The following is a 16,502-nucleotide window of genomic DNA, read 5'->3' on the forward strand; positions in this document are numbered from 1 at the left end:
CCATTCGGGTACCTTCAGGAAGCGCTCGCCGAGGGCCTTGTTTACTTTCTCCACGGGGGACGTCTGTCCTCCAAGGTTTCCGTTGCAACGCGCCCGGCGTGATTGCAACTCTTACGAGGGGGCAAAACTTGAATACGAGACACAGGACATGGTCCGCCGCGGTGGGCGTCAGCGCTATCGTAGCGCTGGGTTTCGGCCTGGTAGCGGCACCAGCAGCAACAGCCGGACCGACTGACGCTATTTCTTCGGGCAGCGGACAAATCATTGACGGCAGCGTCCTTGCGATACCGAACTTCGCCGGCGTGGCATCCAACGGCGCGGCAACTGCCCGGCAGATCGGCACCCCGCCATCCGGCCCGGCCGTCATTGAAAACAGCACTCCGCTCGATCTTTCCGCCGCCTTCGGCATAGTGAACGTCGGTGCGGGAAACATTCCGCTGCTGGGCAACAACGGCATCATCCAGCTGGGCGCGGTCAGCCAGTATGGAAAGGCCGTCAATGACGGATCCTCCGCGGCGTTCTCAGGTACTGTCTCGGGAGCACCGGGCCTCGTCACCCTGCCCGGCGGCCTGCCGACGTCGGGAAGCCCCAGTATCCCGGCGGCTGAAATCAAAGCGGGCACGGCCAACATCCTTGGTGGCGCCGATCTCGTGAATCTGGACCTGAAGATCACCACTCTGGCCGCCGCCGCCAAGCAGGACCAAGGGGCGGCTCCCGCCGGTGCCTACTCGATTGCCGGCGTATCTGCTGATCTTGGCGGAACGGTCATTGGCGGAGTTGCCGGCACGGTTGGCACAGCCATCAACACTGCCAACCTTGTCCTGGGTCCCTTGGGCGTCACTGTGGCGAATCCTCTTGCAGGCGGCACGATCTCCATCACCGAGGCAGACCTCCTGGCCGTTGCCGGTGTGCCGAGCCTCAACGCCCTGCCCCCTGGCACGGACTTCGTTTCGTTCCTGCCGCAGGCTGTTGCCGCCAAGATCACCAGCGTGGTCAACTCCACGCTCGCCAGCGCGACCGCCGCAGTCAACGCGCTCGGACCGATTGCGCAGATAACTGCCGGCCCCGCCCTGGCCGTTCTGACCGCCGCCCTGAACGGCGTCGTCTCCGGAGTGTCCTCTACCATCGTGACCCCGTTATCCAACGCTTTGACCGCATTGGTCTCGGCGAAGGTCAACGTACAGGAAAGCAACGGAGGCACCTTCACCGAGCGTGCGCTCCAGGTAGGCATAGCCGGCGGCAGTATTGCCACCGTCGACCTCGCCAACGTCTCCGTGGGTCCGAACCTGCTTGCAGCAGCAATCCCGGTGGTCAACAACGACACCTTGGCCATCAGCGGCGTAGTGGCATTGCTAGCGCTTGTTTGCTGGTTGTTGTTGCGTGCACGCCGTCGGACCGCGGTTCCGGCCGTCTGATTGCGTCTGCCCGCACCTGTCAAGAACCACGGAAGGAATGTGCAGCATGTACGGAAATAGTTTGACGACGGGGGGAGCGGTGGCGGGCACCGGAACCCTCGCCGTCACCGGGGCACCGGCCCTTGGCTGGGTCATCCTCCTGGGTATTGCGTTGTTGGTCGCCGGGTTCGTGGTCCTGCGCAACAGCAGGCTCAAGACCGCGAAGCGGGCTGCCGACCGCAAGGATTCCTAGCTGCATCATCCGCGGGGCGGCCCCACCTCTGGGGGCGCCCCGCTTCACCTTCTCTTGAAACGGCCGTAAACAGCCTCAAAGCACTATCGGGGAGACATGTCAGTACTCGAGTCCGCGCAAGCCTTGGCATTCGTTCTGTTGGTGGTGTTCCTGGCCTACATCAGTGTGATCCTGGTTCCGTTCCTGCGCAGGACTCCCGATCCGGAGGGAACACCGGGAGGCTTCACTTGGCACGTGTTCATCCCGTGCCGCGACGAGGAAACGGTGATTGGAAATACCCTGGCGAAGCTGCGGAGACAATTCCCCGAGGCCCACGTTTGGGTTGTGGACGATGCCAGTGAAGACGCCACGGCCCACATTGTGCAGAGTGCATCGGTGGCCGACCCCTTGGTTCACCTAGTGCGCCGCTTTCTCCCGGACGCCCGTTCGGGCAAGGGCGACGCCCTGAACGCGGCGTACCGGACCCTGGATGATTGGCTGCCTTCCGGGGCCGACCGCGAAACGGTGATCGTCATGGTACTCGACGCCGATGGGCTCATGTCCGAAAATGCGTTCCGTCAGGCCGCCGGATCGCTTGCCTTCGGGGATCCCGGGGTGGGAGCCGCCCAGACCGCTGTGTGGATGTCCAACGTGGATGACCCGGCACTGAAGACGGCCGTAGGATTCGGACGCGTGAAGCAGGGCTTCGCCCGGTACCTCATCCTTATGCAGGACATGGAGTTCCGCACCACCATTGCCGCCATGCAGTCGCTCCGACGCCACACCTTGACCGTTGGTTTGGGCGGCAACGGGCAGTTCACCCGGCTTTCCGCCCTCGACGCGATCGCCAGGGCCTCCGGGGAGCCTTGGCATGGAGCCCTCCTGGAGGATTACGAGCTCGCGATCCACGTGATGCTGAGCGGCTACAAGACCGTCTACATGCATGACGCCCATGTGTCCCAGGAGGCACTTCCGGGGCTTCGCCGACTGCTGACCCAGAGAACCCGCTGGTGCCACGGCGGAATGCAGTGCAGCAGCTACCTGGGGAGAATTTTCGAGTCTCCGTACTTCAGCAATATCGGGGCCATCGAATGCAGCTATTTCCTGGTCCAGCCGTTCATCCAGATCCTCGGCCTGGTCTTGTGGCCCACGCTGTTCATCACGATGGTGGCCCAGGGCTCGCTCACGATGGGTGGCTTCCAGGCCTGGCTGGCAGCGTCCTGGTTCATCATCCCGCTCATCATTGTCACGGGCATCGCGCCGTTCGCCCTGTGGGGTCCCGTCTATCGCAAGCAGGCAGTCCCGGACAAGAGCTGGTGGGTAGGGGTTCTCTGGGGAGTCGGCTACTGGCTCTACATGTACCAGAACTACATGTCCGTGTTGAGGGCAACTTACCGCTTGGTTACGGGACGCCATGGATGGGCGAAAACCCGGCGCAACAATGAGGACGACGCCCAGCTGTTAGCGAAGGAAGCCTAGTGTCCACGAGTGTCCAATATTCCAAAAGCTCACAAGGCCAACGGGTCGCAACGCTCCGCTCGAGCCAGGGCGGTATTCTCCCCGGCCTGGTATGCCTGGCGGCGGCAGCCCTGGCCATGCTGCAGCAGGAGAGCATCCGCAGCCTCGAGGCCTTGAGCATGGCCTGGGTGTTCGATCGGGTCCTGGGAGGCTCGTCCTACAGCGTCCGCGACATCATCTTCCACAACATCGGCGGTGGGCAACCCTTCGGCCTGATGGTGACCGGATTGTGCTCAAGCGCGGTACTGATCGCCCCCGTCCTGGCCTTGACCGGTGGTTTGTTCCTCATGGGCCGTATCGCGGTGCCACGATTGGCCCGCGCCGCCGCATTGGCATTGCTGATTGTCGTTGTCAGCAACGGGTTGAGGTTCTTCATGATCGCGGGCGCACAGCAGGCCTGGGGAGAGCAGGGGTTCAGTATCATGCACCATTTCCTCGGTTCTTTCGTGGTGATCGCCGGCTTTGTCGCGGCCATCATTGTCCTGGTCCGCGCAGGCAAGACCAGACGGGGGCGGCGTGCCGCGTAGCTTGCCGAAACGGGCGACGTCGGGGGCTGCAGCACTGCTGATTGCAGGGCTCCTGAGTGGATGCAACCAGACACTTCCCGGGGCGCCCACCGGCAATCCGGCAGTGGGCGAGTGCCACCTGATTGTCTCGCCGGAACAATTCGACGCCGTCAGCGAACCAAGCCCACCGGTCTCCTGCACGGAGGCGCACACCGCCCAGACCTACAAGGTCACGCAGGTTCCGGCTCCCTTGTCAGGTCAGGAAACAAGGCCGGGACAACAGGAACTTAAGGTACTCAGCCAGCGCTTGTGCGACGTTGCTTCACTCCGGATGTATCTCGGAGCCCGTGAACGTGATGGCACAACAGGCCTGGCCATCGCCGCGTACGCCCCGAGCCGTGACGACTGGGAACGCGGCGCCCGGGCCGTGCGTTGCGACGTGCTCCTGGCCGCGAACGACGGCACTCCCCGGACCACCACCGCGGATTTCAAGGGCCTGCTGGCCGGCCCCGAGTCGGCCGCCCTGCGGCTCTGCTATCGACAGGAACTCGCGGAAGGCCAATTGAGCGACGACGGCGTCGATATTCCGTGCACGGAACCCCACACCGCGGAGGACGTCAGTGCGTGGCTCAATCTGGACAGCAGTGTGGCCACCCCTGCCGCGCGAATCGCGCGGTGCCTGCCTTATGCCTTGCAGTTCCTCGGCGTTGACGCGCTCCCGGCCGGAATCGCGCTGCGTCCGATCATCCGGACGGTGAACGGCGCGTACACGGTGCGGTGCGCGGTCGCGCCCCTGCAGTCCAATTTGCAGTCCAGTCCAGGCACCATCACGGGCACGCTCGCGCCGGCGGGAGGGCGGAAGCATGGTTGACGCAAGGCCGGATGCCGAGAAGTCCGAGCCGTCCACGAGGTTCGACCCGGAACCGCTCCGCCGGAAGAGCGGGGCCGCGGGCCCGCTGCGCTCCGCGGCCGGTTACCTGGCCAGGACGTTCGGGCCGGGTGAGGTGGGGCTGCGTGAGGTGGGGCTGCGTGAGGTGGGGCTGCGTGAGGTGGGGCAAGGCGCGCCGGGGTCGCTCCGCTTGCGCGCTGTTGCCGGGTTGTCCGGCACGCTTGCCTCGCTCGTCATGATCCTCCGCTTGTTCCTGCCCCGGACCGTTGGCATGGCAGACGACGGGACCGGTCAACAACTGCTTTGCTCTCTGGGCGTCCGGAACCTCAGACCCTGGGGCTATGCCGACTTCACGGATTTCATCCAACCTAGCTGGGTGCCGCATCAGTACTACGGTGAGGCTTGCGGCTTCACTGGATCCGGAGAGCCCGTCTATTCCTCGCAATTGCTGCTCTTGTGGCTCGGCAAATGGCTCACGCCGGTGTTTGCTTGGGGACCCGGCCTGGATACGCGCGCGGTGGGGATTGTGTGCTGTGTTGCCTTCGGCGCCCTCACCGCCGGACTCGTGGCGGCGTTGCCGGGGCGGATGCCGTTCCGGGTGCTGATCGCTGCGCTCGTCACGCTGGTCACGGTGGACGGAGTCTTCGCGGATTTCTTCGTGTCGCCCTACAGTGAACCCGCTGCGTTCCTGGGCACGCTTGCCTTGGCGGTGGCACTGCTGCGCTACTGGAACGGCGGAAGGCTGCGCTGGGCATCGGTGCTCATGGTGGTCCTCGCAGCCGCATTCACGGTCTCGGCGATGCCGCAAATGGTGTCGTGGGTGCCGGCGGTTGCCCTGGCGCTCCTGTGGTTGCCTGCCGCGCGCGCTCGACGCCGGGCGACTCCCGCGCGTCGTCGGTGGCAGGCGTTCGTGATGCCCTCGGCGGCCGTGGTTGCCATTGCGGGGGTTGCCGTAGCGTTCCTCTCGGTCGAACCCAAGCGTGCTACCGAGGTGAATCTCTACAACACTGTCTTCGCGTCGATCCTGCCCAACAGCCCGGATCCCGTCGCGGATTTGAAGTGGCTGGGGCTGGACCGGAGTTTCGTGACGGCCGCGGGCAGCACGATGGACTCCGTCAATTCAGCGGTGTACAACCCGCATTACCCTCAGTTCGGGGAACAGATCAATCGTGGCAAGATCGCCGAGTTCTTTGCCACGCACCCGGAACGCCTGATCGGCCTGGGGGAGCGGGGGATCAGCGCCCTGCTCACGCCCGAACCCAGCGGTGGGGGATCGTACATGGAGGATTCGGGCCAAGCACCCGGCGTCAAGGAACGCAGGTTGCCCGTTGTCCTGGGCCTGTACACGGCGATGAATGCGGCACCGGTTGCGTTGCTTGGCCTCCACCTGTTGACACTGCTCATGGGCTTCGCCGTTGCCGCTCGACGGAAGTCCGGAATAGGACGCCTTGCCGTGGTGATAGTCCTTGGCTGCTGGGCGCAGTTCTGGGTTGTCCTGATCTTGGAGGGGCAGCCGGAGATCCACCGCCAGATGATTTTGGCCGGGTTCATGTCGGCATTGTGCGTTCCGCTCTTGGTGGCGTTGGTGAGCATTCTTGCGTCGAAATCGACGCAGCCACGGTCGCAGCCGCACCTCGTTTAGCTCAGCCAGCCGTCTTTTCGAAGCTGATCCTGGAGGCTGATAATGTTTCCCACCTTGAAGCCGGCGGCTGCATAGCGCTGCCGGACCCGGTGCAGGTGGGACTTGACCGTCTGCTCGCTGATCGCCAACAGATCCGCCACCTCCCTGATGCTTCGAGGCGTGGGTCCAAGGTACAGCTCCACAAGCCGTCGTTCCCTGACTGACAACTCGACTCTCAAGGCGGCTGTTGACTCAAGCATTCCCTTGATGTCCGGATGAAGGTATCGCCGGCCGGATGCCGCCGCGCGGATCGCGGCCGCGGTGTGGCCCGGATCGGCGGACTTGGGCACAATGGCCAGCGCACCGGCGTCGAGGGCTGAGCTGATGGCCATTACAGGCTGCTGGTCGGCCAGCAGGACCACCTGCATCCCCGACGCCCTGAGCGAGGAGACAATACCGGCAAGATTAGGGGCTTCTCGCCCTTGCAGTTCACCGACGACGGCGACATCCGCCTTGGCGGCCCCGTCACCTTGGGGCGTGAGGCCTTCCAGAGGCCAGGAAGAGGCCCCGGCCAGGACGCGGATTTCCGGAGCGTACACGAGAAGCCACTGTGACAAGGAGTCGACCAAAAGCTGGTGGTTGTCGATGAGCAGAACGCGGGTCAACGTCGCCACCCGGCTGTCTCAACCACGATGCTGCAGCCTTCCCGGTCATTGTGCGCTTTGCCTAGGCCCAGCGAATCAAGCTCGGTCCACAACAGAGGTGAGAGACGGTTCTTGCGGACTCCGCCAATGCGCCATGTCAGGCGTGCACCGTCCTGGCCGGACTTCTCGGCAAAGAAGTGGATCCGGTGGGCAGCCCCTGGCCGCGGAGTGGCGTCGCCCCTGTGTGCGCCCCGCAGCGTGGCGCCCATTGCCATCAGCATGGTGGCAGCCAGGATGGCCGGGCGTGAGCTCTCCGGCAGCCCTTCCACCACGTCAGTGGGCTGGGCAACAATGACATTGTGGCCAAGGCCCTCGAGTTCCAAGGCTTCAGCAAGCCAATTGTCGGACCATTCCTGCAGTAACAACTGCCGCAAATGACCCGCAAGCTCCCTCGCTTCGCGGGCCGTCGCTGGGTCCAGAGACAGCGAGGGGGCATGCGCTACCTTGGCAAACAATTCATCGATCTGGGTCTTGGTGACCGCCAGTTCGAGCTCCCGTACGGACGTTTTGGCGTTGATTGCCTGTGTCAGGGCGTCGAGCCGCCCGCTCAGTCCGCTCGCGCCCTTCCGCTGAAGGGCGTCCCTGCGGAATAGCACGCTCAAAGTTCCGACCACACCGGGAAGGAGCGAAAGGAACAGGATGTTCGACGTCGTCCGCGGGTCGGCTCCGGGAGTGACGGCGTGGAGGGCGGTGTTGACTGCCGCAATGGCGAGCGTGAGGGTGACGAATCCACGAAGGTTCCAGAGGTGGGACACCAGGAGGACTGCGACTGCGGAGAGCAGTGCATTCGCTCCGATCAGGGCGAGCCCCGTTTCCTGCACGGTAGCCAGTGCGGCACAGCAAGCCGAAGCAACGGCCAGGACCAGCCACGTGGCCCGCAGATTGGCCAGCCGGCCCCGTGGGGTAGCGGCGTCGGATGCCCGGACGGCGACGGCGAGCCCCAACAAGTCGAGGCCTGTAGCCAGGGCGTGCCAGGGGGCAGCGCCCGTCTTGTTGCCGGCTTCAAAAGCGAGATAGAAATTGAGGATCCACAGCACGAAGCAGGCTGTCGCCAGAATTCCACGCGACACGAAGAGGGGTCCCTCCACGCTCGTCCGCGACATAGCCGGCATGGTCATGCGACCACGGCTTCGAGGAGGATCGTGGTTCCTCGTCCAGGCGTGGAAAAGACCCGCGCACGTCCCCCGGCGTCGCGCATCCGGGCGAGGACGGATTCTTTGACGCCCAGCCTGTCGGTGGGGAGCGTCGAAGGGTCAAATCCACAACCGGAATCGCTGACGACCACTGACACGTGGCCCGAGGTCCGGGATAACAGGACATCCACATGTCCTGCGCCGGCGTGCCTGTCGGCGTTCAGGATGCATTCATCCACTGCCGCCAGCAAGGCAGCCTGGACAGGAGCGGCCAGTGCTCCGGTCGTCCCGTGGATCTCGACGCTGAAGCCGTCCCGTGCCCGTTTCTCGGCGATTCGCCGCAGTCGAACGGAAAGGTCGCCGGGTTCCGGGGTCTCGGGGAGCGTCGAAGCGCCAAAGTCGACGTCGGTCCCTCCTGGCAGCGGTGGTCCCGGCCGGGCCACCGCTCCCGAGGAGGTGCCGGCGTCGAGCATTTCTCCCAATTCTTTCGAGGAGAGACCGGCGCCTTGGCGGCCGATCACGGTGAGGGTGCGCAAGGCGGTGTCGTGCAAATGCCTCGTGTTCCAGGCCACGGAGCTACGCCGGTTCTGTGCCACGATGTGGGCTGCCACGGATTCCTGGCGCACGGCGAAATCTCCCCAATACAGGGCCAACGCCCGTGGTCCGCCAATCCGCATCGCCAAGGTGATGATCCAGGTCGCCGCGAGTATGAAAGCGCTCGCCGGACGGACGCCCACCGCCGAGGCGGCGATCACCGTGTACCCCAGGACGAGAAGGAACGCCATGAATGTGAACAGCCCTGAGCGCCAGGTTTTGCGCATCGAGAGGACGAGGACGGAACTTGCCGAGAGGACCAGCGTGTAAGGGAGGAAAGCGGGATTGAACTCGTCGCGTTGTTCGGAGCCCAACAGTTCCGCGAGCAGGATCAGCCCGGACAGAACCGCCAGGCGTTGGGGCCATGCATCCGAGTGGAGCATCAGTACGAAACAGACGAGGACCGCCGCAAGGATAAGGTACGCGCCGACGAATTCCCACGGCTGGAGCCGCTTGGCCGCAGCCAGGAACAGGCTGGAGGCAATGGTGATGCCCAACCCCAGAAGGGTTCCGTATTTCGACACCACACCGGGGCGGCGCGTAGTCCAAACCCCTCGTTTTCCCCGCATGCCGTTCCTTTGGATGTGTCCCAGAGCCAGCGAACTTGTAGCTCCTAAGAAGCATAATTGGGAGAGCACTTCGGAGCCTCGGTATTTCCCGACTGAGCCGGTATTTGACGGACATCGAGGAAGATCATGCGGGTCCTCCGGTGTCAGAGCCACCGCCTAGACTGGTAAACACCATGGATATGTTGTTTGACCCGTACGCGGATGGCCCCTTCAAAGCTGCAAGCCGAGCTGCCACCAAGGCCGCTCCGGCCATGCTTTCACGCGCCGGCAGCGGCCCTGCGCAGAGTGGTAGTGGGCCGGGCGGCTCTGCGCCTGGCGACTCTGCGTCCGGTGGGGCTGTGTCTTGGGGTGGCGCGCCCGGCGGTGGGCAAGACGGGGGCCACGCGGGCTTGCCGTCTGCGGAGGCATTGCTCGAAGGGTTGAACCCCCAGCAGGAGGAAGCCGTCAAACATGCCGGCAGCCCTTTGCTGATCGTCGCCGGTGCAGGGTCAGGCAAGACCCGCGTGCTGTCGAACCGCATTGCGTACCTGATAGCCACCAGGCGGGCGCACCACGGCGAGATCCTGGCCATTACCTTCACCAACAAGGCGGCCGCGGAAATGCGGGAGCGCATCGAAGCGCTGGTGGGTGCCCGCGCCAAGTCGATGTGGATCTCCACGTTCCACTCCTCCTGTGTGCGCATCCTGCGCCGCGAAGCCGCCAACGTGGGGCTGAACTCCAACTTCTCCATCTACGACTCCGCGGACTCCCTGCGGCTCATCACCCTCGTAGCGAAAAACTTGGACCTTGACCCCAAGAAGTTCGCCCCCAAGGCCATTCAGCACAAGATCTCGGCCCTCAAGAACGAGCTCATCGACGACGACGCGTTCGCCTCCAGTGCTAATTACAACGAACCCTTCGAGCAGGCCGTGGCCGAGGTCTTCAAGGGCTACACGCAGCGCTTGCGCCAGGCCAATGCCATGGACTTCGACGACCTCATTGCGCAGACCGTGTATATGTTCCGGGCCTTCCCTGCGCTCGCGGAGTCCTACCGACGTCGATTCCGCCATGTCCTCGTGGACGAATACCAGGACACCAACCACGCCCAGTACGCATTGGTCCGCGAAATCGTCGGCGAGGGTCCGCAGGCGAGCGAGCTGACCGTCGTCGGCGACTCCGACCAATCCATCTACGCCTTCCGCGGTGCGGACATCCGCAACATCGTCGAATTCGAGAAGGACTACCCGGAAGCCCGCACCATCAAGTTGGAGCAGAACTACCGCTCCACCCAGAACATCCTGAGCGCGGCGAACTCCGTTATTTCGCGCAACCCCAACCGCCCGGACAAGAAACTCTGGACGGCCGAAGGCGACGGCGAAAAGATCATCGGCTACGTGGGGGAGAACGAGCACGACGAAGCCCAGTTCATCGCCAAGGAGATCGACCGGCTCCAGGACGAGGAGGGCCTGCGTCCTGGCGACGTCGCCATTTTCTACCGCACCAACGCCCAGTCACGCTCCATTGAAGACGTCCTCGTCCGCGTTGGCCTGCCGTACAAAGTGGTGGGCGGTACCCGATTCTACGAACGCAAGGAAATCAAGGACGCCCTCGCGTACCTTCGCGTCCTGGTGAACCCCGACGACGACGTCAATTTGCGTCGCGTCCTCAACGAACCCAAGCGTGGAATCGGCGATCGTGCCGAAGGTGCCTTGGCGGCGTTGGCCGAGCGCGAACGCACGTCGTTTATGACCGCGGCACGCAAGGCGGACCAGGCTCCCGGCATGGCCACCCGCTCCGTGAACGCGGTTCTGGGCTTCGTGAAGCTTCTGGATGACCTGGCCGAAGTGGCCTCGGGTTCCGGGGCCGCGGCTGCCTTGGAAGCTGTCCTGGAACAGACCGGTTACCTGGCCGGGCTCCGCGCGAGCACCGATCCGCAAGACGAATCCCGTGTGGAAAACCTCGCCGAATTGGTTGCGGTGGTCCGGGAATACGAGCGCGACAACCCAGAAGGCTCGCTGGGCGAGTTCCTCGAGCAAGTCTCCCTCGTAGCCGACGCCGACCAGATCCCGGACGCTCCGGAGGGATCTTCCGAGGACGCTGCCGCGGCCGTGGCCGAGGCCAAGCGGATGGGCGTGGTCACGCTCATGACCCTCCACACGGCCAAGGGCTTGGAATTCCCCGTGGTCTTCCTGACCGGCATGGAACACGGGTTGTTCCCGCATCAGCGTTCCGCAACAGATCCGAAGGAACTGGCGGAGGAGCGTCGCCTGGCCTATGTGGGCCTCACCCGTGCACGGAAGCGTCTTTACGTGACCCGTTCGGAGGTCCGCAGCATGTGGGGCCAGAGCCAATACAACCCCGCCAGCCAATTCCTCGAGGAGATCCCCACCGGTCTCGTGGAGTGGAAGCGCGAAGGCACCTCCCGCCAAGTGAGCGGCTGGGGTAACGCCCCCATCGGCTCCGGGCGTTATGGCGGCTCTTTCTGGGGTGCCGGAACGTCGCGCGGCGCTGCCGCCAGCGGCACGGCGGGCTTCAACGCCGACGTGCCGGCCGCCGTCGTACGCAACCGTGTCCAGCCGCAAAAGGAAGTGGTCGCCGTCGTCGTGGGGGACAAAGTGAACCACACGAGCTTCGGCAACGGCACCGTGATCGGCATCGAAGGCGCCGGTGACAAGACCGTGGCAAAGGTGAAGTTCGACGTCGGCGAGAAACGGCTGCTGCTGCGTTACGCGCCGCTGACCAAACTGGATTCCTAGCGGCTTCCGGCGTCCTGTCGTCCTGGCATTATGGTGGCTGGACGCGCCGGAAAACCGCGTCATATAGCCGGTTTTTCTACGGTCGATAGAAGTGTGTGCTTACTCACTTAACAGGTACTGTAGAACAGGCTGGCCTCCCCGGGGGGCTAAAGTTCGAGAGGAACTTGCGCAATGTGACCGGCTGCTAGATGGCCGTTCGATGCGCACCTATCCGCAGCCGGTTTTCGCGGTCACCGTGGTTTCCGGCTGTACAGAAACTACTTCGACGTAGAAGGACACTAAACCGTGGACCTGTTTGAATATCAGGCGCGCGATATGTTCGAAGCGCACGGTGTACCCGTGCTCGCCGGCATCGTGGCGCACACTCCTGAAGAAGCAAAGGCTGCTGCCGAGAACATCGGCGGCGTGACCGTCGTCAAGGCGCAGGTAAAGGTCGGTGGCCGTGGCAAGGCCGGCGGTGTCAAGGTCGCAAAGTCCGCTGACGAAGCGCTTGAGCACGCCACCAACATCCTTGGCATGGACATCAAGGGCCACACCGTCAACAAGGTCATGATCGCCCAGGGCGCCGACATTGCTGAGGAATACTACTTCTCCGTCCTGCTGGACCGGGCCAACCGCAACTACCTGGCCATGTGCTCGGTTGAAGGCGGCATGGAAATCGAGCAGCTTGCTGTTGAGCGCCCCGAGGCACTCGCCAAGGTCGCCATCGATCCCGCCGTCGGAATCGACCAGGCCAAGGCCGACGAAATCGTTGCCGCTGCTGGTTTCTCCGAGGAACTGCGTGGCAAGGTTGCTTCCGTCATCCTCAAGCTCTGGGACGTCTTCAAGAAGGAAGACGCAACCCTTGTTGAGGTCAACCCGTTGGTCAAGACCGGCGCTGGCGACATCGTTGCCCTTGACGGTAAGGTCTCGCTGGACGAGAACGCCGGCTTCCGCCACCCCAAGCACGCTCACCTTGAGGACAAGGACGCAGCCGACCCGCTCGAGGCCAAGGCCAAGGCGCAGGACCTGAACTACGTGAAGCTTGACGGCTCGGTTGGCATCATCGGCAACGGCGCCGGTCTTGTGATGTCCACCCTCGACGTCGTTGCTTACGCAGGCGAAAACCACGGCAACGTCAAGCCGGCCAACTTCCTGGACATCGGCGGTGGAGCCTCCGCTGAGGTCATGGCTGCCGGCCTGGACGTCATCCTCGGCGACGAGCAGGTCAAGAGCGTTTTCGTGAACGTCTTCGGTGGCATCACCGCGTGTGACGCTGTGGCTAAGGGCATCGTCGGTGCACTGGCCGAGCTTGGTGTCCACGCGAACAAGCCGTTGGTTGTCCGTCTCGATGGCAACAATGTCGAAGAGGGCCGCCGCATCCTGGCCGAGGCCAACCACCCGCTGGTTACCCTGGCAGCCACCATGGACGAGGGCGCCGACAAGGCCGCCGAACTCGCCAACGCAGCGAAGTAAAGGGACCTCACTATGTCTATTTATTTGAACAAGGACTCCAAGGTCATCGTCCAGGGCATCACCGGCGGCGAAGGCACCAAGCACACCGCCCTGATGCTCAAGGCCGGCACCAACATCGTCGGTGGCGTCAACGCCCGCAAGGCCGGCACCACGGTGCTGCACGGCGACAAGGAAATCACCGTCTTCGGCACCGTCAAGGAAGCCATTGCGGAGACCGGCGCCGACGTCTCGATCGTCTTCGTTCCGCCGGCATTCACCAAGTCCGCCGTCGTTGAAGCCATCGAAGCAGGCATCGGCCTGGTTGTCGTCATCACCGAAGGCGTGCCTGTTCAGGACTCGGCCGAGTTCTGGGCACTCGCCCAGGCCACGGTGGACGCTGACGGCAAGCAGATCACCCGCATCATCGGGCCGAACTGCCCCGGGATCATCACCCCGGGCGAAGCCCTGGTTGGCATCACCCCGGCAAACATCACCGGCAAGGGCCCCATCGGCTTGGTCTCCAAGTCCGGTACCCTGACCTACCAGATGATGTACGAACTGCGCGACCTCGGCTTCTCCACCGCCATCGGCATCGGTGGCGACCCCGTCATCGGTACCACGCACATCGACGCCCTGGCTGCGTTCGAGGCTGACCCGGAGACCAAGGCAATCGTCATGATCGGCGAAATCGGTGGCGACGCAGAAGAGCGCGCAGCCGACTTCATCAAGGCCAACGTCACCAAGCCGGTTGTCGGCTACGTTGCAGGCTTCACCGCCCCCGAGGGCAAGACCATGGGCCACGCAGGCGCCATCGTCTCCGGCTCTGCGGGTACGGCTCAGGCCAAGAAGGAAGCTCTCGAAGCTGCAGGCGTGAAGGTCGGCAAGACGCCGTCCGAGACCGCCAAGCTCCTCCGCGAGGTCTTCGCAACCCTCTAGCAGGACCCTGCGCAGGCGCTCTCTGCGCGACCATAAGTACGACGGCGCCCGTCACCTTCCACGCGAAGGTGACGGGCGCCGTCGTTGTTTAAGGATTGTTGCAGATGAGAGTGGTCGTGAGACGGCGAAACACTCACACATAGCGACGTTCAAACACTCAAATTTGCCTTTAGTGGCGCGTGTCTTAAGTGATTTTTAGGTTGGGATTTGGGAGAATTGGGGCATGGCTCATCCTCCTGCCCCGGCCCTGGTTTTGCGCGACGGTGACGAGGCGGTGTTGGCCGGCTGGGTGAGGTCATCGTCGGTGCGGGCCGGGCTGGCGCAGCGGGCGCGGATCGTGTTGCTGGCTGCCGACGGGGTGGCGAATGTGCAGATCGCCGCGCTGGTCGGGGTGACCGTGCCCACGGTGACGGCCTGGCGGAACCGGTACCTGGGCGCGGGGCTGGCCGGGCTGGAGGACCGTGAGCGCCCGGGCCGTCCGCGGGAAATCGACCGGGCCAGGATCATCACCGCGACCTTGACGCCGCCTCCGAAGAAGCTTGGTGTCACGCACTGGTCGGCACGGCTGCTGGCAAAGCACCTGGGGATTGATTTTTCCACCGTGGCCCGCACCTGGCGCGAGCACGGAGTCAAGCCCTTCAAGGAGGAGACGTTCAAGTTCTCCACCGACCCCGAGCTGGAGGCCAAGGTCATCGACGTGGTCGGGCTGTACATGGCACCGCCGGAGAACGCGGTGGTGCTGTGCATCGATGAGAAGAGCCAGATCCAGGCCCTGGACCGCACCCAGCCCGGGCTGCCGCTGCAGATCGGCTCCGCCGCCAAGCGCACCCACGACTACATCCGGCACGGGACCACGACCTTGTTCGCGGCCCTGGACATCGCCACCGGCAAGCTCACCGGACAATGCAAACCGGCGCACACGCGAAAGGAGTTCCTGTCCTTCCTCAAGCACGTCGCCCGGAGCTACCCGGCACAGGAACTGCACCTGGTGATGGACAACTACGGCACGCACAAGACCGCCGAGATCAAGGCCTGGCTCGCGGAGCACCCGCGCATCCACGTGCACTTCACCCCCACCAGCGCATCCTGGCTGAACATGGTGGAGATCTGGTTCGGCATCGCCGAACGCCAAGCCATCCACCGCGGCACCTTCAGCTCCGTCACCGACCTGACGCGCAAGATCCGTGCGTTCATCAACGGCTGGAACGACCGCTCCCACCCCTTCACCTGGACCAAATCCCCGGAAGAGATCCTGGCGAAAGCCAAACCAAAAACAACTTCAAACACGCGCCATTAGTGGTACTCGTTTTGTCGCTTAGGGACACTCATTTTGTCTTCATTGCACCCCAGCGGCAGAAACGATGGCTTAGCCTCAACCAAGGAGGCGCCGATCCTGGTAGATCAAAATACATAGGGGAACGGGACGAAAACAGCCGTATGGCTTTCTAAGGGCTCTCCGGGTCTGAATGTGCGAGACCCACCTCGACGCAGTGGCTAGTCCTGTTCTGGAATCAACAGATTGGGGAACGCTGTGAAGACTTGGAACCTATTAAAAATGGCACTTGGATGTTTTCTTGCCGTCGCGATTTTGACACCAAATGCGGCTACGGCCGCGACGGCTCAAAAAAATGTCCCGGTACCTTCTGTAAAGAAGATTGATAACTTTACCATCAGTCAAACGACGGTAACGGCCGCTCCGGATGGGGCAGGGAAACTTGCTGCGGCGAACACAATCGAGACTGCAAGATCCTCTGATCCGTCCGGTTTCGCGGCTCGAAAAAAACTAATCACATCCTCGCCTGAGACTATGGCCTACCTGACGTCGTTTTCGGGGCTGTCGTTGAATGAGCAGGTTGAAGGGCTAGCCTCATTGATGCCGGAGGATGCCCTGTCTGGGTTTACGCAGATGATGGACGCGGGCGTTCTCGAGTTCAGAGTTCAGGTCCTTGAACGCGATGCATTTAGCATAGAGATGATGGTGCACCAGCAGAACACAATGCAGACGCAGGGTCTGGGAGATCTTCCCCGGTGCCCGTCAGCGTGGGCTGCCTTCTGGGCTTGGTTTGCCGTGAACGTGACGACTTGCGGCGCATTTGCGCCCTTTCCGGTTGCGGCCTTCTTGTGCGCCGCGGGGTTCGCGGTTGGCGGGGCAATCATCGACTTCAATATGAGCTGTTGAAATGGCGGGCAGGAGCCGGATGGCCGCGCGATCTAGATACTGGCTGACTTTGAGTGCG

General features: G+C 63.4%; 14 protein-coding genes. 11 read left to right on the forward strand and 3 right to left on the reverse strand.

All coding sequences use genetic code 11. The features are described from left to right. Positions 1-128 precede the first annotated feature (128 nt). The 6 genes from AB4074_RS13160 (at position 129) to wsfD (ending at position 6,181) form a co-directional block, all read left to right on the forward strand. Positions 129-1,415, forward strand: coding sequence for a PVV-CTERM domain-containing choice-of-anchor G protein (locus AB4074_RS13160; RefSeq protein WP_441413772.1), 1,287 nt, complete (start codon positions 129-131; stop codon positions 1,413-1,415). Between the two features lie 46 nt (positions 1,416-1,461). Continuing rightward, complete coding sequence (locus AB4074_RS13165) at positions 1,462-1,647, forward strand: hypothetical protein (protein ID WP_441413773.1); 186 nt, start codon at positions 1,462-1,464, stop codon at positions 1,645-1,647. Positions 1,648-1,743: 96 nt separating this feature from the next. Then, complete coding sequence (locus tag AB4074_RS13170) at positions 1,744-3,105, forward strand: glycosyltransferase family 2 protein (RefSeq protein ID WP_441413774.1); 1,362 nt, start codon at positions 1,744-1,746, stop codon at positions 3,103-3,105. Further along, positions 3,105-3,671 carry an exosortase S gene (gene xrtS / locus AB4074_RS13175; RefSeq protein ID WP_441413775.1) on the forward strand — a complete coding sequence of 189 codons (567 nt, stop codon included), beginning with the start codon at positions 3,105-3,107 and terminating at the stop codon, positions 3,669-3,671. The genes AB4074_RS13170 and xrtS overlap by 1 nt, the downstream gene beginning before the upstream one ends. Beyond that, entirely contained in the window at positions 3,661-4,521 is an 861-nt protein-coding gene (locus tag AB4074_RS13180) for a septum formation family protein (RefSeq protein WP_441413776.1), read from the forward strand. The genes xrtS and AB4074_RS13180 overlap by 11 nt, the downstream gene beginning before the upstream one ends. Continuing rightward, positions 4,514-6,181 carry a glycan biosynthesis hexose transferase WsfD gene (wsfD, locus tag AB4074_RS13185; RefSeq protein WP_441413777.1) on the forward strand — a complete coding sequence of 556 codons (1,668 nt, stop codon included), beginning with the start codon at positions 4,514-4,516 and terminating at the stop codon, positions 6,179-6,181. The genes AB4074_RS13180 and wsfD overlap by 8 nt, the downstream gene beginning before the upstream one ends. Here the strand turns inward: wsfD and AB4074_RS13190 are convergent. The 3 genes from AB4074_RS13190 to AB4074_RS13200 are packed head-to-tail and all read right to left on the reverse strand — an operon-like array spanning position 6,178 to position 9,160. Next, positions 6,178-6,834 carry a hypothetical protein gene (locus AB4074_RS13190; protein WP_441413778.1) on the reverse strand — a complete coding sequence of 219 codons (657 nt, stop codon included), beginning with the start codon at positions 6,832-6,834 and terminating at the stop codon, positions 6,178-6,180. The two genes, wsfD and AB4074_RS13190, sit on opposite strands and share 4 nt — an antisense overlap. Next, positions 6,822-7,967 (reverse strand): hypothetical protein, encoded by a 1,146-nt coding sequence (locus AB4074_RS13195; RefSeq protein ID WP_441413779.1) that lies wholly within the window; start codon positions 7,965-7,967, stop codon positions 6,822-6,824. The genes AB4074_RS13190 and AB4074_RS13195 overlap by 13 nt, the downstream gene beginning before the upstream one ends. A gap of 11 nt (positions 7,968-7,978) precedes the next feature. Next, complete coding sequence (locus AB4074_RS13200; RefSeq protein WP_441413780.1) at positions 7,979-9,160, reverse strand: sensor histidine kinase; 1,182 nt, start codon at positions 9,158-9,160, stop codon at positions 7,979-7,981. Positions 9,161-9,333: 173 nt separating this feature from the next. On the opposite strand from AB4074_RS13200, the gene pcrA reads away from it, so the two are divergent. The 5 genes from pcrA (at position 9,334) to AB4074_RS13225 (ending at position 16,444) form a co-directional block, all read left to right on the forward strand. Next, entirely contained in the window at positions 9,334-11,895 is a 2,562-nt protein-coding gene (gene pcrA / locus AB4074_RS13205; protein WP_441413781.1) for a DNA helicase PcrA, read from the forward strand. Positions 11,896-12,180: 285 nt separating this feature from the next. After that, positions 12,181-13,350 (forward strand): ADP-forming succinate--CoA ligase subunit beta, encoded by a 1,170-nt coding sequence (gene sucC / locus AB4074_RS13210; RefSeq protein ID WP_437772615.1) that lies wholly within the window; start codon positions 12,181-12,183, stop codon positions 13,348-13,350. A gap of 12 nt (positions 13,351-13,362) precedes the next feature. Beyond that, a complete protein-coding gene (gene sucD, locus AB4074_RS13215; protein ID WP_404497006.1) occupies positions 13,363-14,265 on the forward strand; it encodes a succinate--CoA ligase subunit alpha in 903 nt (300 codons plus the stop codon). 223 nt (positions 14,266-14,488) lie between these two features. Continuing rightward, on the forward strand, positions 14,489-15,562 hold the full coding sequence (locus AB4074_RS13220; RefSeq protein WP_441413782.1) for an IS630 family transposase: 1,074 nt from the start codon (positions 14,489-14,491) through the stop codon (positions 15,560-15,562). A gap of 234 nt (positions 15,563-15,796) precedes the next feature. Next, positions 15,797-16,444 (forward strand): hypothetical protein, encoded by a 648-nt coding sequence (locus tag AB4074_RS13225; protein ID WP_441413783.1) that lies wholly within the window; start codon positions 15,797-15,799, stop codon positions 16,442-16,444. The last annotated feature ends 58 nt before the right edge of the window (positions 16,445-16,502 follow it).

Source organism: Arthrobacter sp. 2MCAF14 (genome assembly GCF_052115645.1).
Taxonomy (GTDB): domain Bacteria; phylum Actinomycetota; class Actinomycetes; order Actinomycetales; family Micrococcaceae; genus Arthrobacter.